This is a genomic window from Cognataquiflexum aquatile, from assembly GCF_003316845.1.
In the GTDB taxonomy this organism is placed as follows: Bacteria; Bacteroidota; Bacteroidia; order Cytophagales; family Cyclobacteriaceae; genus Cognataquiflexum; species Cognataquiflexum aquatile.
The window spans coordinates 731,137-749,637 of sequence record NZ_QMIK01000001.1 but is presented as its reverse complement, the minus strand read 5'-3'; the positions used below and the strand labels follow the sequence as shown (position 1 = coordinate 749,637).

The 18,501-nt window shown below is 42.6% G+C and carries 12 protein-coding genes; 7 read left to right on the top strand and 5 right to left on the bottom strand.

The window, feature by feature from the left end:
• Positions 1-251: 251 nt before the first annotated feature.
• The 5 genes from DQW11_RS03055 (at position 252) to DQW11_RS03035 (ending at position 7,791) form a co-directional block, all read left to right on the top strand.
• On the top strand, positions 252-2,279 hold the full coding sequence (locus tag DQW11_RS03055) for a thioredoxin domain-containing protein (protein WP_113922522.1): 2,028 nt from the start codon (positions 252-254) through the stop codon (positions 2,277-2,279).
• An 8-nt stretch (positions 2,280-2,287) separates the two neighbouring features.
• Complete coding sequence (gene priA, locus DQW11_RS03050) at positions 2,288-4,807, top strand: replication restart helicase PriA (protein WP_113922521.1); 2,520 nt, start codon at positions 2,288-2,290, stop codon at positions 4,805-4,807.
• Positions 4,808-5,005: 198 nt separating this feature from the next.
• Positions 5,006-5,545, top strand: a complete 540-nt coding sequence (locus tag DQW11_RS03045; RefSeq protein WP_113922520.1) for a YfiT family bacillithiol transferase — start codon at positions 5,006-5,008, stop codon at positions 5,543-5,545.
• 284 nt (positions 5,546-5,829) lie between these two features.
• The gene (locus DQW11_RS03040) at positions 5,830-6,159 is read left to right on the top strand and encodes a Bor/Iss family lipoprotein (protein ID WP_113922519.1); all 330 of its coding nucleotides are present in this window, start codon (positions 5,830-5,832) and stop codon (positions 6,157-6,159) included.
• A 12-nt stretch (positions 6,160-6,171) separates the two neighbouring features.
• Positions 6,172-7,791 (top strand): FAD-binding protein, encoded by a 1,620-nt coding sequence (locus DQW11_RS03035; protein WP_113922518.1) that lies wholly within the window; start codon positions 6,172-6,174, stop codon positions 7,789-7,791.
• 466 nt (positions 7,792-8,257) lie between these two features.
• Here the strand turns inward: DQW11_RS03035 and DQW11_RS03030 are convergent, their stop codons facing one another.
• Genes DQW11_RS03030 through DQW11_RS03020 form a run of 3 tightly spaced genes read right to left on the bottom strand, consistent with a single transcriptional unit; the run spans position 8,258 to position 12,925 of the window.
• Positions 8,258-9,310: a 2-oxoacid:ferredoxin oxidoreductase subunit beta gene (locus DQW11_RS03030; protein WP_113922517.1), complete on the bottom strand. Its 1,053-nt coding sequence runs from the start codon at positions 9,308-9,310 to the stop codon at positions 8,258-8,260.
• Positions 9,285-11,123 (bottom strand): 2-oxoacid:acceptor oxidoreductase subunit alpha, encoded by a 1,839-nt coding sequence (locus tag DQW11_RS03025; RefSeq protein WP_113922516.1) that lies wholly within the window; start codon positions 11,121-11,123, stop codon positions 9,285-9,287. The genes DQW11_RS03030 and DQW11_RS03025 overlap by 26 nt, the downstream gene beginning before the upstream one ends.
• Positions 11,120-12,925: an FAD-dependent oxidoreductase gene (locus tag DQW11_RS03020; protein WP_113922515.1), complete on the bottom strand. Its 1,806-nt coding sequence runs from the start codon at positions 12,923-12,925 to the stop codon at positions 11,120-11,122. The genes DQW11_RS03025 and DQW11_RS03020 overlap by 4 nt, the downstream gene beginning before the upstream one ends.
• A gap of 193 nt (positions 12,926-13,118) precedes the next feature.
• Between DQW11_RS03020 and DQW11_RS03015 the strand changes: the two genes are divergently transcribed.
• The gene (locus tag DQW11_RS03015; protein ID WP_113922514.1) at positions 13,119-13,880 is read left to right on the top strand and encodes an SDR family NAD(P)-dependent oxidoreductase; all 762 of its coding nucleotides are present in this window, start codon (positions 13,119-13,121) and stop codon (positions 13,878-13,880) included.
• A 12-nt stretch (positions 13,881-13,892) separates the two neighbouring features.
• On the opposite strand, the gene DQW11_RS03010 is transcribed toward DQW11_RS03015, so the two are convergent.
• Both DQW11_RS03010 and DQW11_RS03005 read right to left on the bottom strand, forming a co-directional pair.
• Positions 13,893-14,627: a LytR/AlgR family response regulator transcription factor gene (locus DQW11_RS03010; protein WP_113922513.1), complete on the bottom strand. Its 735-nt coding sequence runs from the start codon at positions 14,625-14,627 to the stop codon at positions 13,893-13,895.
• Positions 14,624-16,567, bottom strand: coding sequence for a tetratricopeptide repeat-containing sensor histidine kinase (locus DQW11_RS03005; RefSeq protein ID WP_113923186.1), 1,944 nt, complete (start codon positions 16,565-16,567; stop codon positions 14,624-14,626). The genes DQW11_RS03010 and DQW11_RS03005 overlap by 4 nt, the downstream gene beginning before the upstream one ends.
• A 533-nt stretch (positions 16,568-17,100) precedes the next feature.
• Between DQW11_RS03005 and DQW11_RS03000 the strand changes: the two genes are divergently transcribed.
• Positions 17,101-18,420 carry a DUF418 domain-containing protein gene (locus tag DQW11_RS03000; RefSeq protein ID WP_232826661.1) on the top strand — a complete coding sequence of 440 codons (1,320 nt, stop codon included), beginning with the start codon at positions 17,101-17,103 and terminating at the stop codon, positions 18,418-18,420.
• Positions 18,421-18,501: the final 81 nt, after the last annotated feature.

Here is an 18,501-nt window from a genome sequence, read left to right as displayed (position 1 = left end):
GGTCTCCTTATTCTGAGATCTTTCATCCTCGTACCTCGGATTCAAGATGACGTAACACCAATCGTCCTTCCTTTTCTGAACATTTTAAAATATTAAATACTCAGAATGACGAATCTGAAAACCCGACAACCCGACAACAATGACAACCTGACAACATTTTAAACCATTACAACAACTATAACCATTACAACAACTACAACCATTCCAACTACCACAACCATTCCAACTACCACAACCCTTACAACCAAATAATGTCCAACCGCCTCATCCACTCCCAATCACCTTATCTCCTCCAACATGCCCACAATCCTGTGGATTGGTATCCTTGGGGAGAAGAAGCGTTAGCGAAGGCTAAAATTGAAAACAAACCGATCATAGTCAGCATCGGCTATTCGGCTTGTCATTGGTGCCACGTGATGGAAAAGGAAAGTTTTGAAGACGATGCCACGGCTGCCATCATGAATGCCCACTTTGTCTGTATCAAAATCGACCGTGAGGAGCGGCCTGATCTAGACAATATTTATATGGAATCGGTGCAGGTCATGGGCGTCAATGGCGGTTGGCCGCTCAATGTTTTCCTGATGCCGGACCAAAAGCCTTTTTATGGCGGAACTTACTTTCCCAACAAGCAATGGAAAGCATTACTCACCAATATTGCGGATGCGTATGAAAAGCATTTTGACCAACTCGCTGAAAGTGCAGAAGGATTTGGTAGGAGCCTCAACAGGTCGGAGTTGGAGAAATATGGATTGGAGTCTGTCAAGACTGAATTGTCAAGTGAGGAGTTGGCTTATACCATCAAAAAATTAGAGGATCAGTTCGACTTGGAATGGGGTGGAATGAACAGAAAACCCAAATTTCCCATGCCGGCCATTTGGTCTTTTGTGTTGGAATATGCAATCCTGAAGAAAGATGAAGCCTTGGCGGAGAAAGTACTTTTTACACTTCGCAAGATCGGAATGGGTGGGATTTATGATCATTTGCGTGGAGGATTTGCCAGGTATTCGGTGGATGGGGAATGGTTTGCACCGCACTTCGAGAAGATGTTATATGACAACGGGCAGTTGATGAAGCTTTATGCCAAAGCCTATCAGGTAAGTGGCGAAGAACTTTTCAAGGAGAAAGTGACCGAAACCATTGCTTGGTTGGAAGCTGAGATGCTTCAGCAAGATGGAGGTTTCTATGCAGCTCAAGATGCGGATTCTGAAGGAGTGGAAGGAAAATTTTACACTTGGACGTCAGACGAATTGGAAAGCTTGCTTGGCGAGGATATGCGCTGGTTTGTGAAATTGTACAACATCAAATTCAAAGGAAATTGGGAAGATGAAGTCAATATCCTTTTCCAGACAAAATCATATGAAGAACTTTCCAAGGAAGAAGGTCTTTCAGTTTCAGCTTATGTAAACAGGCTTAACCGAATCAAAATCAAGCTGTTGGAGGTGAGGAATAAAAGGATTTATCCGGGTTTGGATGACAAGGTTTTGAGTGGTTGGAACGGACTCATGGTGGAGGGACTCGTGCAGGCTTATCTATCCTTAGGAGAGGAGAAAGCATTGAAGTTGGCCCTTGCCAATGGAAATTTTATTTTGGACAAAATGTACCAAGACGGGATTTTGTATCGGTCGTACAAAAACGGGAAAGCATATACTCCTGGATTTTTGGAAGATTACGCAGCGGCGACCAGAGGATTTATCTCCTTGTACAAAGCTACTTTTGACCAGAAATGGCTACACACAGCCAAGGAATTGACAGAGATTGTTTTGGAGCAATTTTATGATGAGACTGACGGTTTTTTCTTTTTCAACAATCCTACAGCTGAAAAACTGATAGCCAACAAAAAAGAATTGTTTGACAATGTCATTCCGGCTTCCAATTCCATGATGGCGAGAAATCTTCAGGATTTGGGTTTGTATTTTTATGAAGACAGGTATCTTGAGATTTCTGAAAAAATGCTTGGAGCCATGAAGAAGCTGATCGTCACCGAACCGGGTTTTCTTTGCAATTGGGCATCGCTGTATCTGAGTACTTTGGTGCCAAAGGCAGAAATCGCCATTGTGGGCAAAGGGGCACTAGCGAAAGCCAAGGAGATGCAAGCCTCAAATTCATCCAATTTTGTCATTGCTGCGTCTGAAACTGTCGCAGAAAATATCCCATTATTGGAATACAAAACGGCGGATTCTGAAGGAAATGCCTTAATTTACGTTTGCTTCAATAAGGCTTGTCAAAAGCCTGTTTCTGAAGTTGCCGATGCTTTGGCACAGTTTCCATCTTTAGCCTGACCCACCTTTTGGAGAGTTTATTTGGTGATTTATACCCGCAGGAAGACAGCAAATCCAACTTATTTGCGGACATCATATTGCCGGTACCCATCCCCAAGATGTTTACCTACAAAATTCCGCGGAGTATGGCCGAACAGATCGGCATCGGTTTTCGGGTGATTGTTCAGTTTGGAAAAAAGAAGGTACTTACGGGTATTATCGGCAAAGTCCACCAAAAGCCGCCTTCAGCTTACGAAGCTAAACCCATCCTTGATATTCTTGACAACCACGCTACGGTCAATCCTTTGCAGATCCGTTTTTGGGCGTGGATGGCGGAGTATTATTGCTGCCATATCGGAGAAGTGATGAATGCGGCCTTGCCTTCAGGACTGAAACTCAGCAGCGAAAGCAAAATCCAACTCAATCCTACCTTTGATTCAGACACATCAACCTATCCGCTTGATGATAGGGAGGAAATTTTGCTTCAGGCATTGGCTTCCAAGGATGATATGACCTATGAGGAATGTGAAAATGTCCTTGGTCTCAAATCAATCCACAGCATCATCAAAAGCTTGGTCATCAAGGAAGCCATTTTGGTTTTTGAGCAATTAAAAGAGAAATATACGCCCAAAGTTGAATCAAGAATCAGGCTTTCTAAAGAGTATGCTTCAGACAAGAAAGCCTTGGAAGCCCTTTTCAACGATATCGCCAACAAACCAAAGCAAGAGGAAATCTTACTCAAATACCTGCAGGAAATCCCGGTGTACAAGCAACCTGATCTCAACCAGAAAGGACTTGACAAAAAAGTAATAACCGAAGCAAACCTATCGGTATCATCTCTCAAGACCCTGATCAAAAACGGTGTGCTTGAAGAGTTCAAAATTATCATCAGTCGTTTTGAGGAGGAAGAAGGAAATGGAGAAGAAATTGTCCTTTCAGACCTACAGAGCAAAACTCTTGGAGAAATAAAAAGCCAATTTGAAGAAAAAAAAGCAGTCCTTTTTCATGGAATAACCGGTAGCGGCAAGACAGAAATATATATTACCCTGATCAAGGAGGTCTTGGCCGGTGGTTCCCAAGTATTGTTGCTATTGCCTGAGATTGCCCTTACCACCCACATGGTCGGCAGGCTTAGGAAAGTTTTTGGGAGTAGCATGGGGGTTTACCATTCCAAATATTCAGACAATGAAAGGGTAGAGGTTTGGAATGGGGTTTTGAGCGGAAAAATCTCTTTTGTGATCGGGGCAAGGTCTTCGATTTTCTTGCCATTTGACAGTTTGGGAATGGTGATAGTAGACGAGGAACATGAGTCATCCTACAAACAGTTTGATCCGGCACCGAGATTTCAGGCTAGGGATGCGGCGATCATGCTTTCCTGGATTCACCAAGCCAAAACTTTACTCGGTTCGGCGACGCCTTCCTTTGAGTCTTTTTACAATGCAAGGACCAAAAAGTATGGTTATGTGGCTTTGGACAAAAGATATGGAGAGGCACAACTTCCCGAGTATCAGTTGGCGGATATGCTGGTGGACAAAAAGAAAAACCTGCTGAAGCTTGATTTTACGCGGCTTCTTAGGGAGAAAATACAGGAGGCTTTGTCCAATCAGGAGCAGGTTTTGATTTTCCAGAACAGGCGCGGTTATGCGCCTTATATTGCCTGCGAAGATTGCGGATGGATTCCTGAATGTGAACATTGCGATGTCAGCCTGACTTATCATCAGTTTGGGGAGGAAATGCGCTGCCATTATTGTGGGTTCAAGGAGAAAGTTCCGCATGCATGTCCTGCCTGTGGAAGCAATAAATTGGGAGCGGTAGGATTGGGAACGGAGCGGATTGAAGAAAGTCTTTCCTTACTTTTCCCTGAAGCCAGAATCGCAAGGATGGATTTGGATACTACCCGAAGCAAATACGGATACCAGCAATTATTGGAAGAATTTGGAAGTGGGAACATTGATATTTTGGTCGGTACACAGATGATTACCAAGGGCCTGGACTTTGACAGGGTCACAGTCGTAGGGATCATGGATGCAGACAGGATTTTGTATTTTCCGGACTTTAGGGCCGGGGAGCGTGCTTTTCAGCAAATCACCCAAGTGGCAGGCCGGGCTGGACGGCGGGACAAAAAAGGTGCCGTCATCATCCAAACACGAAAACCTGAGGAAGCCATTTTTGGACAAGTGATTTCCGGGGATTACAAGAATTTTTATATCCAAGAGATGGGGGATCGACAACGGTTTTTCTACCCTCCTTTTGTCAAAATCATCAAAATCACGACCCGGCATAAGGATTATAAAATCGCAGAAAAGGCCGCAAGACATCTCCATAACCTGATGGGCGAAATCGATGTCAAGAAGATCATGTTGGGGCCGGAGAAAGGATTGGTCGGAAAAATCAAGAACCAATACATTTTCGAATCTATCGCGAAGTTGGATAAATCAGGAAATGCCCAAGCGCAATTTAAACATGATTTGCTCCAACTTTTGGAAGAAATGCAGGTGCATAAGGACTTTAGAGGAGTGAGGTTTGTGGTGGATGTGGATCCGTATTGAGATGCAAGAGCCGAGAAGCGAGAGTGTAGTACCAAGTATCAAGTACTAAGTACCAAGCTAAGAGAAAGTCCTAAATACCAAGTCCACGCCATGAATTCAAATTCAGTTAACCTTTTAAGTTCTAAACAATTAACCAAATAACAATTAACCAAATAACCAAATAACAATTAACCAAATAACCATTTAACCAAAAACCAAATGGAAATAGAATCATTAAAATTCCCCGTAGGCCGATTTTCAGCACCAAAAGAAATCTCTGCCCAACAACTTGAAGAATGGGTTGGAATCATAGAAGAATTCCCCTCATTGCTCAAAACTGAAACCTATAAACTTTCCGAAGAACAATTGGACACACCTTATCGGCCTGAAGGATGGACCGTGAGGCAAGTGGTGCATCACTGCGCCGACAGCCATATGAATAGTTTTATCCGGTTCAAGTTGGCGCTTACTGAGGATAACCCAACCATCAAACCTTATCATGAAGATTTGTGGGCGGAATTGGCTGATGCCAAAGACATGCCTATTGGACCAAGTTTGAAGATTTTGGAAGGATTGCATTATCGCTGGGTAGGTTTGATTAAATCTTTATCGGCTTATGACCTGCAGAAAACCTTTTACCATCCTGCCAACCAAAAAACAATGTCACTCGCCACCACCATTGCACTGTACGCATGGCACTCTAGACACCATTTGGGTCATGTGAAATTGGTGAGTGAGAGATTTAGACAGGAGACTTGAGATATGAGACAAAAAAAGCAAGAGACAAGAAGCGAGAAAATTTTGAATTTAGAATATTGAATTCAGGATTAATAAAAAATGTAAACATGACTTTAGGAAGCTGAGAAGGAAATAACAATTACAACCATTAGAACAACTACAACAATTACAACATAATAACCATTTACCAAATAACCTTTAACTCTCTATTGCCTTTTTCCATTTATTTTTTTAACTTTTACCTTGATTTTTAGGGTGTTATATATTTTTTAAAAGAGTGTATTCATTTTAAACTTTGGACTCAAATGAACAAGTCATTTCAATTCAGGCGTTTTTCCTTCCTCATTCTTTTCAGTCTAATCTTCTATTTGGCTTCATGTGCCAATCTGAGGATTGTATCCAAGTATGATTCCGATAATCCCGCGCCGGTTCAGGTAAACAGAACCACTTATTTTTGGGGTTTGAGGCAGCCTGTAGATGTCAAAACCGATGCAAGCTGTAAATCCATTTGCCAAGTTACGGTCAAGACCAATGTTGGTCATATCCTGATTTCTGTCATCACATTGGGAATTGTTGTCCCCCAATCTGTCGAATATTTTTGTTGCCCGGAGGTACCGATTCCGGGAGAAATTTAAACCCATTTTGCCATGACCTATCCTGCAGGAGTTATTCCTTGGAAAATCAAGGAATTCACCAATGTCCACCAAAACTATACCCAGCCTTTAGATGAAGACCTTTCCTTTGATATGGTCTTGGATGATCCATCTTTCCAAAGCCTTGACCAGTTTTCCCAATACAAAAAATGTACGGCCAATTTCCAATGGATCATCAAGTATGCCTTGGAAAACCAGCTCAATATCCGCGCAATGGGGAGTGGATGGTCATTTAGCAAAGTGGCAGTAAGCGAAGATGCGATTATCAATACCAAGAGGCTGAGACATAAATTTGCGTTAGGAAAAGAAAATTTCCATCCCGATTTTTTGAATGCAGGCAATAAGCCTGAAAATTTTAAGTTTTTGCAGTGTGGAAATACCATCATCCAAATCAATGAATACCTCGAAAAGCAATCACAACCTTCCAAAAGTCTGATGGTGAGTGGCGGAAGCAATGGCCAAACCATTGCGGGTGCCTTTTCCACGGGAACCCATGGGGCAGCTGTATTTAAGGGTGCTTTGCCCGAAATGGTTGTTGGCATGCACGTCATTACCGGTCCTGACAGGCATATTTACGTAGAGAGGGCTTCGAGACGGATTACTTCCGATGCTTTTCATATGAAATTAGGAGCAGAGACGATCATAGAAGATGAACTTTTCAATGCTATTTTGGTGAGTTTTGGGAGTTTTGGGATTATTCATGGAGTCTTGGTGGAGGTGGAGGACAAATTCCTTTTGGAGCAAAAAATGCAGAGAGTGCCATTTGACAATGCCATGACCGAAGCTGTCACCAAGATGGATTTTTCAAAAATACAGCACCACCTCAAATACACATGGAACGATCCGCAAAGGCACCTTTATCATTTTGAGTTGGCAGTCAATCCCCATGATTTCGCATTTAACGATCCTGAAAAAGGGGTGTACATGAGGTCCATGTTCAAAGTTGCCTACAGGGAAGATTATAAGAGAATTGAACATGCGACCTCGGGATTTACCTATGGGGATGATACGCTTGGGTTGATTCAAACGGTTTTGGATCAAGTTCAGGCCAAGGTTGGATTTTTGAATAGAATCTTGGTACCCCAAATCGTGAATTCACTTTTTGGATTAGCCTATAGCAGACCCGAGGATCTGACAGGAACAATCTCTGAGACATTTACTAATACAAGGTTCCGGGGAAAAGTATTCAGTGCAGCTATTTGTCTAGATGTAAAAGATGTGGTCAAAGCAATCCAAATTTGCCTAAAAATCAATGAAAATGTTAAACTCGCAGGTGTTTTAGCTTTTCGGTTTGTAAAAGGAAATGCCGCAACCCTTGCCTTTACCCGGTTCAAACATTCTGTAGTGATGGAACTTGACGGTGCTGATGCTGCGGTCAACCATCAGTTTTATCAAGCGGTTTTGGAATCTTTGGAAGCCGCTGCGATTCCCTATACCATCCATTGGGGAAAGCTAAACCGCATCGTAGACAAGAACCGCTTGAATTATATCTATGGAAATGAAAAGATACAACAATGGAAAAAGCAACGGTCCAAGGTGATGACCCAAGAAGTACAGCAACTATTCAACAATGAATTTATGCAGCAGTGTGGGTTGGATGGGTATGTCCCATAATTGAGAAATGTCCAAATACTAACCTAAAACCAAATTTAAATTAGCCCTGAAAGGGCAAAATAATAAAGGGATGGGTGAAGCCCATCCATAATTCATCCGATAATTCCCTTAAGCCCTGAAAGGGCGGGATCATTTTCTTTCTTGTCCTTAGAGATATTTCGCCCCTTCAGGGCTTTCTTCAAACATTTCCTACAATTACGATGGGCTGCACCCATCTCTAGGGTATTTCGCACCTTCAGTGCTGTAACTTTTTTACCAACATTCTAATATCCTGCCTCCGATCCAATGATGTATTCAAAAAGACAACCAAGACCCATAATATTGGCATTTCTAAATACCAAGCCTATCTAGATAGTTTTTGATAAAATTGCTAATTGCCCGTTACATCCGTCTTCTGTCTTCGGTCTTCCATCCCAAAACCAAGGATTTTCCCTTCAAGAAATGTAGAGGTTGCGTATATACTCATTTACCTATACCCCGCATTGATCTCATTCAAAGCCTCCGTTCCCGGACATAGCTCAGCTTCTTTCAATTTATTCAAAGGTGTGCTGCAGGTGCTTAATGTGCCATGAAGGTCTTTCCATTCGGTATTGACATAGAGTAAGCCAGTCAGGATTTCATTTTTTGTTCTTGCATGCTGAAGGGCATTGGCTACAGAAACTCTGTCCTCGGGATTCCAATCTGTTGCCAATTTATTCAGTTGGATCAAGGTGCCATCGTGCATCGCAACCCTGGTGGATTTCCCTTTTTCGTAATTGGTTTTGATTTCGGGCATTTCCGGAACAAAGTCCAAAGTCGAAGTGGCTTCAATATGTTCCCTCACATAGTCGTAAGATTTGGTAGAACCTGGATTGTTGTTGAAAGTCACACAAGGAGAAATCACATTGAGAAAGGCAAAACCTTTATGGTGCATGGCGGCCTTGATGAGCGGAACCAATTGCTGCTTGTCCCCGCTAAAACTCTGAGCCACAAAGGTTGCTCCCAATTCTATAGCCAAACTCGCTAGATCGATGGCTTGAAATGGATTGACGGAACCGGCTTTGCTCCGCGAACCTTGGTCTGCGGTGGCAGAATCCTGTCCTTTGGTCAGGCCATAGCAGCCGTTGTTCATCACGATATAGACCATATTCAGATTTCGCCGGATGACATGGACAAACTGCCCCATGCCGATAGATGCTGAATCCCCGTCCCCTGAAACCCCAAAATACACCATGTCCTTATTCGCCATACTCGCACCGGTAGCGACTGAAGGCATCCTGCCGTGTACGGAATTGAAACCATGTGAATTACCCAAAAAGTAGGTAGGTGTTTTGGATGAACATCCGATTCCGGAAATTTTGGCTACTTTATGGGGTTCTACGGACATTTCAAAGCAAGCCTGCACGATAGCCGCGCTGATGCTGTCGTGTCCACATCCTGCACAGAGTGTGGAGAGTGAGCCCTCATATTCCTTTTGGGTGTAGCCAAGTTTGTTTTTCGGAAGTTTCGGATGTCTAAAGAGCGGTTTTAGATAACTCATGGTGTTGGGTATTTTCTAGGTTTAAATGCTTTAAAATTTGGTTTTTGATGGCGTCAGCCGTGATCGGCATACCATCATAATTCAAAACGGGGATCAATTTGGTCGGATTGGTTTCAAGTTCCATGATCATCATACTGCGCAGCTGTGCATCCCTGTTTTGTTCGATGACAAAAACAGTCGAATGGGAATGGATAAATTGAACCACCTCTTCCCCAAAAGGAAAGGCTCTGATTCTGATCGCATCTACTATGATTCCATTTTCTTCCAAAATGTCTTTAGCTTCCTCTGCCGAAAAAGTGGATGTTCCATAAAATAAAATCCCGATTTCTGACTTGTTTTCCTTTTGGTACAAATGGGCTTTCGGAACGACTTTCTTCGCCGTTTCCCATTTGACCATCAATCGGTCCATGTTTCTTTTGTATGCAGCACCATCTTCGGTATAGGCAGCGTATTCATCCCGTGAAGTTCCTCTGGTAAAGAAGGAGCCTTTGGTAGGATGCGTGCCCGGATAGGTCCTGTAAGGAATGCCGTCACCATCCACATCCAGATATCTTCCAAATCGGCCAATATGCTCCAATTCCTCCGCATTGAGTACTTTTCCCCTGTCGTACTTTCTTTTTTGATCCCAATGAAACGGTTCACTGATGTGGTCATTCATGCCAAGGTCCAGATCTGTCATTACCATGATCGGTGTCTGCAGGCGCTCGGCGAGGTCAAAACTTTCTGCTGTCAACTCAAAACATTCATGCGGAGTAGCGGGGAAAACCAAGACATGTTTGGTATCCCCATGGGAAGCATAGGCAGCAAGTAGAATGTCCGATTGTTGTGTTCTAGTGGGCATGCCTGTACTGGGTCCGGTTCTTTGGACATCTATGAGGACAGCAGGTACCTCGGCAAAGTAAGCCAAACCCAGGAACTCATTCATCAAGGAGACTCCCGGACCGCTGGTAGCAGTAAATCCCCGGGCACCGTTCCAATTGGCACCGATAACCATCCCCATGGCAGCGAGTTCATCCTCGGCTTGGATGATGGCAAATCTTTTTTCGCCTGAGTCAGGATCGGTCCTGTATTCTTCACAATAATGTTCAAACGCCTCCGCCACCGAAGTGGAAGGCGTGATCGGATACCAAGCCATGACGGTGGCACCTCCGTAGACCGCTCCAAGGCCACACGCGGTGTTGCCATCTACCAGGATTTTGTCCTTAATCAGGTTTCTTCTTTCCAGCCTAAACATCAAGGGGTAATCAAAATTGACCTTCACATAGTCCATTCCTAATTTTAAGGCTTGGAGGTTGGCTTCTATCAATTGTGGCTTGCCTTCAAACTGCTCGCCGATGAGTTTTTCTAGTTCTTGGAAATCCATATCCAATAGCTGGGCCAGCGCGCCAACATAAATGATGTTTTTCAAGAGTTGCCTTTTTCTCGGGTCAGAAAAGGCCTCATTGGACATTTCCATCATCGGCACCCCAAGGTAATGGATGTCTTCCCTGATGTAGGGAGGAGTAAGTCTTTTGGTACTGTCGTACATAAAGAATCCTCCTGGTTTGACACTTTTTACATCTTGTGCCATACTTTGGGGATTGACAGAGACCAAAATGTCAATGCCTTCTCTTCTCCCTAAATACCCCTTTTCACTCACACGGACTTCATACCAGGTAGGAAGTCCCTGAATATTGGAAGGGAATATATTTTTTGGAGTGACAGGTATTCCCATCCTAAAAATTGCTTTGGCAAAAAGGAAATTGGCACTAGCAGATCCGGTACCATTCACGTTGGCAAACCGGACTATGAAATCATTGATGGCGTGGATCATTTTTCTATTGATGGAAAAGGGGTGATCATTTGATTGGCTTTGGTCGTGGAGTATAGGAATTTTTGCATATCCCATGCGGAGGTTGGGCACCTTTCTGCACAAAGTCCACAGTGTAGGCATACATCTTCATCCTTGACCATAACACGTCCTGTTTTCAGCTCTTTGGAAACCAATAAATCCTGTGTAAGATTTTCTGCAGGAACCAGGAGATTCTGCCTAAGGTCGGATTCTTCTGCATTGACAGTGAAAGTAATACAGGAAGTTGGACATACGTCCATACAGGCATCACATTCTATGCACCTGTCCTCTGTAAAAACGGTCTGCACGTCACAGTTGAGGCATCTTTGGGTTTCTTTATATGCGGTTGCGATGTCAAACCCCAATTCGACTTCTTTTTTTCTGTCTTTGAGGGTTTGGGATTTCTTGGCTTGGGGTACAATATGCCTTTGGTCAATTGCTACACTGCTGTCATAAATCCACTCATGGATTCCCATCTTTTGGCTGACAAGGTTAGTGTAGGGAGAAGGTCTGTCATGCACATCCAATCCTTCACAAAAAAGGTGGATCGATACTGCGGCATGATGGCCATGGGCAACGGCTGTGATGACATTTTTTGGTCCGAAGGCGGAGTCACCGCCAAAGAATACTTTGGGGTTGGTGGATTGAAATGTGCGCTCGTCCACTACAGGCATTCCCCATTGGTCAAATTCCAGTCCTATGTTTCTTTCTATCCAAGGGAAACTGTTTTCCTGGCCTATTGCGATCAGCACTTCATCGGCTTCAATGAAAACATCGTCTTCTTCCGTTGGAAGAAGTTGTCTTTTGCCGTTTTCATCATAGACAGGTTTTACCTTCTGGAATTTCATCCCGATGAGTTTACCGTCTTTGACTTCAAAACTCAGCGGAACATGGTTATCAATAATATTGATGTCCTCATGGAGGGCATCTTCTTTTTCCCAAGGGGAGGCCTTCATTTCATCAAATGGGCTTCGGACGACTACTTTCACCTCTTTACCTCCCAACCTTCTGGAGGTTCTGCAGCAGTCCATTGCGGTATTGCCACCTCCAAGAACGATGACTTTTTGGGAAATGGATTTGATATGTTCAAATGCCACTCCAGCCAACCATTCGATCCCTATATGGATATTTTTATCAGCTTCTTTTCTTCCGGGCAATTTTGGTAAGTCTCTGCCTTTTGGTGCACCTGTCCCAACAAAAACCGCATCATATCCTCCTCCGAGTACTTCTTTGAGGCTTTTGACATAGGTCATAAATTGGGTATGGATCCCAAGATCAAGGATAAAATTGACTTCTTCATTGAGCACTTCTTCGGGAAGCCTGAAAGACGGAATCTGACTGCGCATCATTCCTCCGCCTGCTTTCTGCTCATCAAAAAGGTGGATTTCATAGCCCAATGGAGCCAGATCCCTCGCCACCGTAAGCGATGCAGGACCGCCGCCGATCAGGGCGATTTTTTTTCCATTGGATGGAAATGGACCTTGCGGCATGTGCTGTTTGACATCGCCTTTGTTGTCTGCAGCGACTCTTTTGAGTCTGCAGATGGCAACAGGTTCCTCTTCGACCCTTACCCTCCGGCAAGCCGGTTCGCAGGGTCGGTCACAGGTTCTTCCGAGTACACCCGGAAAAACATTGGATTCCCAGTTGACCATGTAGGCTTCAGTGAATTTTTCGGCAGCGATAAGCCGGATATATTCCGGAACCGGGGTATGGGCGGGGCAGGCGTATTGGCAATCTACTACTTTATGGTAGTATTCAGGGTCTTTGGTATTGGTAGGCTTCATGGTTAAAATGGGTTTGAATTCACCTTTTCTTTTTTCTCCAAAAAAGTCAAAGCTTTTTAAAGCTAAGAAATTTCAGAATTTAATACAGATACTATGGATATAAAATTATAATTTATTTTGGTGGTTGATAAAGAAGCAAAATCCCGCATATTTTTGATTTAGTTTTTCAAACATCAGACAAAGGAATTAAGCCATGAAATTCCACCAAAAAACATTTATCATCACAGGGGCTACAAGCGGAATGGGCAGGGCCCTTGCTTTGGATTTTGCAAAAGAAGGTGCAAACCTGGTCCTGAGTGGGAGGGATGAATCCAAAGGAAAGATTTTATCAGAAGGAATAGAGGAAAATGGTGGAAAGGCTGAATTTTTAGCCGGGGATGTCGGTGAAAAGGATTACAATAAGCAGTTGGTCGAATTGGCAATAAAGTCATTTGGACAATTGGATGGCTTGGTGGCCAATGCCGGAATGCTTGGTTTGGGTTCCGTGACGGAATTGGAGCCCTCAGATTGGGACATCACATTCAGAACCAATGTGGATTCGGTCTTTTATCTTTTGAAATTTGCCTTGCCTGAAATGCTCAAAAGGCCATCTGCCACTGTGGTGGTCAATTCTTCGATTGCCGCCTATAAATCTTTCCCAAACCATCCCGCCTACTGTGCTTCCAAAGCAGCTTTATTGGCATTGGCCAGACAGGTTGCAGTGGATTATGGTCCCACAGTCCGTGTCAATACCATGTGCCCCGGTCCTGTAGATACGCCTTTTATCCATGCTTCTGCTATTGCATTTCCTGACCCCGCCCAAGCAGTTGCCAATGCAGGAAAAGCTACTTTGCTCAAAAGATTAGGCTTGCCGGCAGACGTTTCTAAACTTGCTCTTTTTCTCGCGAGTGACGACTCATCCTGGATTACTGGAAGTGCTTTTACTATAGACGGGGGGATTTTGGCAGCAGGATAAAAAGTGATTTTCTTAAACCTTATTCAATAATCGGTGCAGGTCTTCTTTAAACTGTTTTCCCACAGGAATCAATTTACCCTGAATTTCCACATGTGAATCAGCGACTGCATCAAGTTTTGAGAAATTGACTACGTAGGACCTGTGGATTCTGATGAAATTTTTTTGGTCCATTTTTTCACAAAGTTTGTTTAATGGACTGACAATCAAATAAGTGAGGTTAGTAAGATATATATTACAATAGTTCCTTTCGGCCTCGATGTAAAGGATTTCATCCAACAAGACTTTGACTAGTTTATTTTGGTTTCGGATAAAAATCCTGTCCCCCTGGTATTCGAATGAATTTTCAGTGGAAAGGATCTCCTGATTTTTCTCTTTGATTTTTTCCTCTACCAAGGCGATGGTTCTTTCAAGATCGAGTTTCTTGAATGGTTTTGAGATAAATGCAAAAGGATGTGTTTCTTTTGCCTTGGTGAAACTCGCATCATCCACATTGGCTGTCAGGTAAATCACGGGAATGTCGATTAACTTTTTGATGGCTTTAGCGGCATCAATGCCACTCATTTTGCCCTTTAACTGTATGTCCATCAAAATGATGTCCGGTTTGTTTTCCAAAGCATGGTGCACTGCTTCTTCTCCTCTTGATTCCAGTCCGGTCACTTCATATCCCAGATTGCTGAGTTGCAAGCCAATGTTGGCTGCTATAATCATGTCATCTTCTACAATTAAAATTCGGGTGGTATGGCTCATGCTGCTTTTTGGGTTTGGAATTCAAAGAAGATTTCTGTTCCTGAATTGGTAAATAAAGTCATTTTTCCATCAAGCTGCTGGGTCAGCAGATTGATCAATTGGGTGCCGAATCCCGATCCACGGATTTCCGGTTTTTCTCCAATACCTATTCCGTTGTCGGAAAAATGAAGAATGAGGTGAGAATTTTTTTCAGATAAAGCGATGTTGATCCTTCCATGGTTTCCATTTGGAAAAGCATACTTGAGGGAGTTTGATAGCAATTCATTGACAATCAATCCGATAGGAATTGCCCGATCTATATCCAAACCCAAGGGTTCCATTTCGCAATAAAGCTCAATTCGGTTTGAGGCATTGAAGGTATCAATGATGTACTCACCCAAAGTCAGGAAAAAATCCCTCATTTCTATTGATTTGATGTCTTTGCCCTGATACAGTTTCTGATGGATCAATCCTATGCTGTGAACCCTGTTTTGGGTTTGTTCCATGATACTTAGAAATTCTTTATTTTCTATCTTGGCGGTCTGTAGGGCCAAGAGGCTGGAAATTGTCTCTAGGTTGTTTTTTACCCGATGGTGGATTTCTTTCAATAAATACTCCTTCTCAAGATTCTGTTTTTCCAAAAGCAGGTTATAATTTTTGCGTCGCCTCATTACGATAAAAAGAATGGCTAAGATGACAACCAAAAGTCCGGAAAGTATCAGGATGAAGGTCTGAAGGATTTTATGTTTTTCTAACCTTGCCTGCTGCAGGTTGATGGTGTGCTCTTTTTGGGAGACATCCATTTCGGTCTGCAATTGGGAAATCCTCTGATCCGCCTCGGTGGTGAAAACACTTTGTTTGAGTTCATCATACTTTCTGTTGGCTTCCAAGGCTTTGGCAAACTTTTTATCCCCTTCATAGGCCTTGCTCAGTTCATTGTATACAAGCCCGAGGTAATATTTGTCTCCGAAGTCATTCGAAGCGACAAGAATGCTTTTTTCCAAAAACTCAATGGCATGGGGAAAATGGCCGATGCTGTTGTTGGATTTTCCCAAAGAAAGCAAGGACCGCATGATCATAAAATCATTTTCCAATAATTCGGCATATTTCAAAGCTTCCAATCCTGATTTTTCAGCTTCAAGATAATCTCCGGACTTATTGTATAGATCCGATAGCGCAATGTAGGTATCGCTCAGGTTGTTGTAAAATCCATATTTCTCTCCTATAGCGATTGATTTCATAAAATATCCGCGGGCTTCATCATACCTCTGGAGCTCAATCAGATTGTTGCCCACCACATGAAGTGTAAAATCATAATCAAGGTCTTTCAGGTTTCTTTTTTCAAAAATCTCCAAAGACTTCAATCCATATTCCAGGCCGATTTCATATTTTTTCTGTTTCCAAAAAAGATTGCTCATATCTGAATAAGCCATGGCAATCGCCTTTTCATCCCTGTATTTTTCTCCTATTTTCAATGTTTTGGCGGCATATTCAAAAGCTTCCCCAAGGTTTCCCCTTCTTTCAAAAACATAACCCAAGTTGGTGTAAAGCAGCCAACTTTCTTCTTCAGGGATTTTATCGATCGCACTTTTGAGTACAATCTCTGCCCAATCCAACTCATCCTGTCTCAATAAAATGGCCCCTTGGGAAACCTGAAGTTTTCCTTCCCAATATTTGTCACTCATCCGCCTTGCCTCCTCAAGTCCCTGATTGATGATTGACAATGATTTCTTAAGATTTCTTGTGTGGTAAAAATACCCCAAGTCATTTATGACTTTGATTTTAAGCGTATCCACTTTGATTTCTTTGAGACCGGCTTCAAGGCGGTCTAGGTAATCAGCCCCAAAATCATCCGTATCGACAAAAACCTGTAGATACTCTATTTTCCCGTTTTTATAATATAGCTGAGCCTCTACATGGAGAGTGATCAAAAAAAACAAAAGGGAAAATATTTTTTTCATCTCTGAAATATAATATTTTAAATAGGTCAATTCAGCCAAAATCCCCGAATATTATTTCCCTGTTTTTCATTCGGAAATTTTTAGATGGCATTCGGACAATATAAACGGTCGTTCGTCCTAGGTCATTTCTTTTTTTTCAGTATCACGCTTTAATTGGTTGCGTCTTAGAATAAAGAGAGAATTAATTCTTGATATGGCAGGTAAGCTTAAGAAAATGAATAACCACCAATACCTAAATACCCCCTTAGGGAAAATAAACCAACTCAGGTTGGAATACATGAGATGTCAGGACGAAGCTGATTGCTAGCCAAAGTCCCCTTCAGAAAAGTAAAGCGTCTGATTCCAATTTATAAGCCATGATTAATTTATATTTTTTGTTGAGAGTGACCCTTTTTTGAACGATCGAGGTAGATTCAGACATAAGGTCTGAATCCCTTAAATGGGATAATCGGGGGGATGCAATGAATCGACCAATAGTTGCATATACCCCGGTTGTCCTTTTTTTATTTTAAATACTTACGGAACCGAATTTTATGAAAGATATAAACATTGATGGAGGCCTAGCGCCCATTGAATTGTCGGAGCGCGTCACTTCCTTGGATGTCATGCGCGGCATTGTCCTTTGCGGAATCCTATTGATGAATATCAATGGATTTGGCCTTTCCGGGGCATACAATGACCCCACTGTTTCAGGTGGGGCAGAAGGTTGGAATCTTGGCGCCTGGATAGCCTCAAACCTATTTTTTGAAGGTACGATGCGTGCCTTGTTTTCTCTTCTATTTGGTGTTGGGATGTATATTCTTTTGGATAGGTTTGAGAAAAAAAATGCAGGTATCAAGGCAGCGGATATCTATTTCCGAAGACTGCTTTGGCTGTTGTTTTTTGGTTTGGTCCATGGATATTTATTGTTATGGAGAGGTGAGATTCTTTACGAATATGCCCTAATGGGTTTTTTTGTATATTCTTTTAGAAAAATCAGTTCCAGATACCTTGTCCTGATTGCTGTCTTTTTATTTTCCATTGGCTCTCTCTGGAGTTATGTTGATTATCGTAAGGATGTGGCCATGATAGAGCAAGTGGCTTTGGCTGAAACATATAAAGACCAAGGAACACCGCTCACCAAACCAATGAAAGATGCGGTAAGCCGGTGGGAGCAAAAGCAGTATGAGCGTTCTCAGGAATTTATCGATTTTGAACATGAAAGTATGCGGAAAGGATATGTCGATGTGGTCATTTATTTGGCACCGATCAATACTTTTTTCAATACTTTTTTCCCCTACAGATATGATCTTTGGGACATCTTGCCCATGATGCTGTTGGGAATGGCGCTGTTTAAATGGAGGGTCCTTTCGGGTGAAAAACCCTATGGATTTTATAGTCTTATGGTTTTGTTTGGATATGGAGTTGGGTTCTTGGTCAACTTCTATGAAATCAGCTCAATCATTGAAAGTGACTTTTCTTATCTCGGATTTTCAAAAACCAATATGACCTACGATCTCGGACGTGTTCCTGTGGCTATGGGTCATATCGGAATGATCATGATGTTTTCCAAGATTCCGATACTGGGATGGCTAAAGCACAGTTTGGCCGCTGTCGGCAAAATGGCGCTCACAAATTACCTGATGCATTCTGTCATTTGCATGTTTGTTTTTACAGGAGTTGGATTCGGCTTGTTTGGAAAACTTGAGCGTTTCGAATTGCTATATGTGGTTTTTTCCATCTGGATATTTCAAATGATACTAAGTCCGATATGGCTCAAATATTTCCATTTTGGGCCGATGGAATGGGTGTGGAGACGGTTAAGTTATCTGCAAAAACCGCCATTTAAAAAAGAATTGGGTAGTCATGCTTAGACTATTTGCCACGATAAATGAGCGTTATGGCTAATTGATCTTAAGGATTCAAAAAACAAAAAACGGGAAAGCCGAAAACCG

Coding starts and splice junctions, on each gene's coding strand:
- DQW11_RS03030 (WP_113922517.1), bottom strand. CDS start 9,310: ATGAGTTATCTAAAACCGCTCTTTAGACATCCGAAACTTCCGAAAAAC.
- DQW11_RS03015 (WP_113922514.1), top strand. CDS start 13,119: ATGAAATTCCACCAAAAAACATTTATCATCACAGGGGCTACAAGCGGA.
- DQW11_RS03005 (WP_113923186.1), bottom strand. CDS start 16,567: ATGAAAAAAATATTTTCCCTTTTGTTTTTTTTGATCACTCTCCATGTA.
- DQW11_RS03055 (WP_113922522.1), top strand. CDS start 252: ATGTCCAACCGCCTCATCCACTCCCAATCACCTTATCTCCTCCAACAT.
- DQW11_RS03035 (WP_113922518.1), top strand. CDS start 6,172: ATGACCTATCCTGCAGGAGTTATTCCTTGGAAAATCAAGGAATTCACC.
- DQW11_RS03010 (WP_113922513.1), bottom strand. CDS start 14,627: ATGAGCCATACCACCCGAATTTTAATTGTAGAAGATGACATGATTATA.
- DQW11_RS03025 (WP_113922516.1), bottom strand. CDS start 11,123: ATGATCCACGCCATCAATGATTTCATAGTCCGGTTTGCCAACGTGAAT.
- DQW11_RS03000 (WP_232826661.1), top strand. CDS start 17,101: ATGAAAGATATAAACATTGATGGAGGCCTAGCGCCCATTGAATTGTCG.
- DQW11_RS03020 (WP_113922515.1), bottom strand. CDS start 12,925: ATGAAGCCTACCAATACCAAAGACCCTGAATACTACCATAAAGTAGTA.
- DQW11_RS03045 (WP_113922520.1), top strand. CDS start 5,006: ATGGAAATAGAATCATTAAAATTCCCCGTAGGCCGATTTTCAGCACCA.
- DQW11_RS03040 (WP_113922519.1), top strand. CDS start 5,830: ATGAACAAGTCATTTCAATTCAGGCGTTTTTCCTTCCTCATTCTTTTC.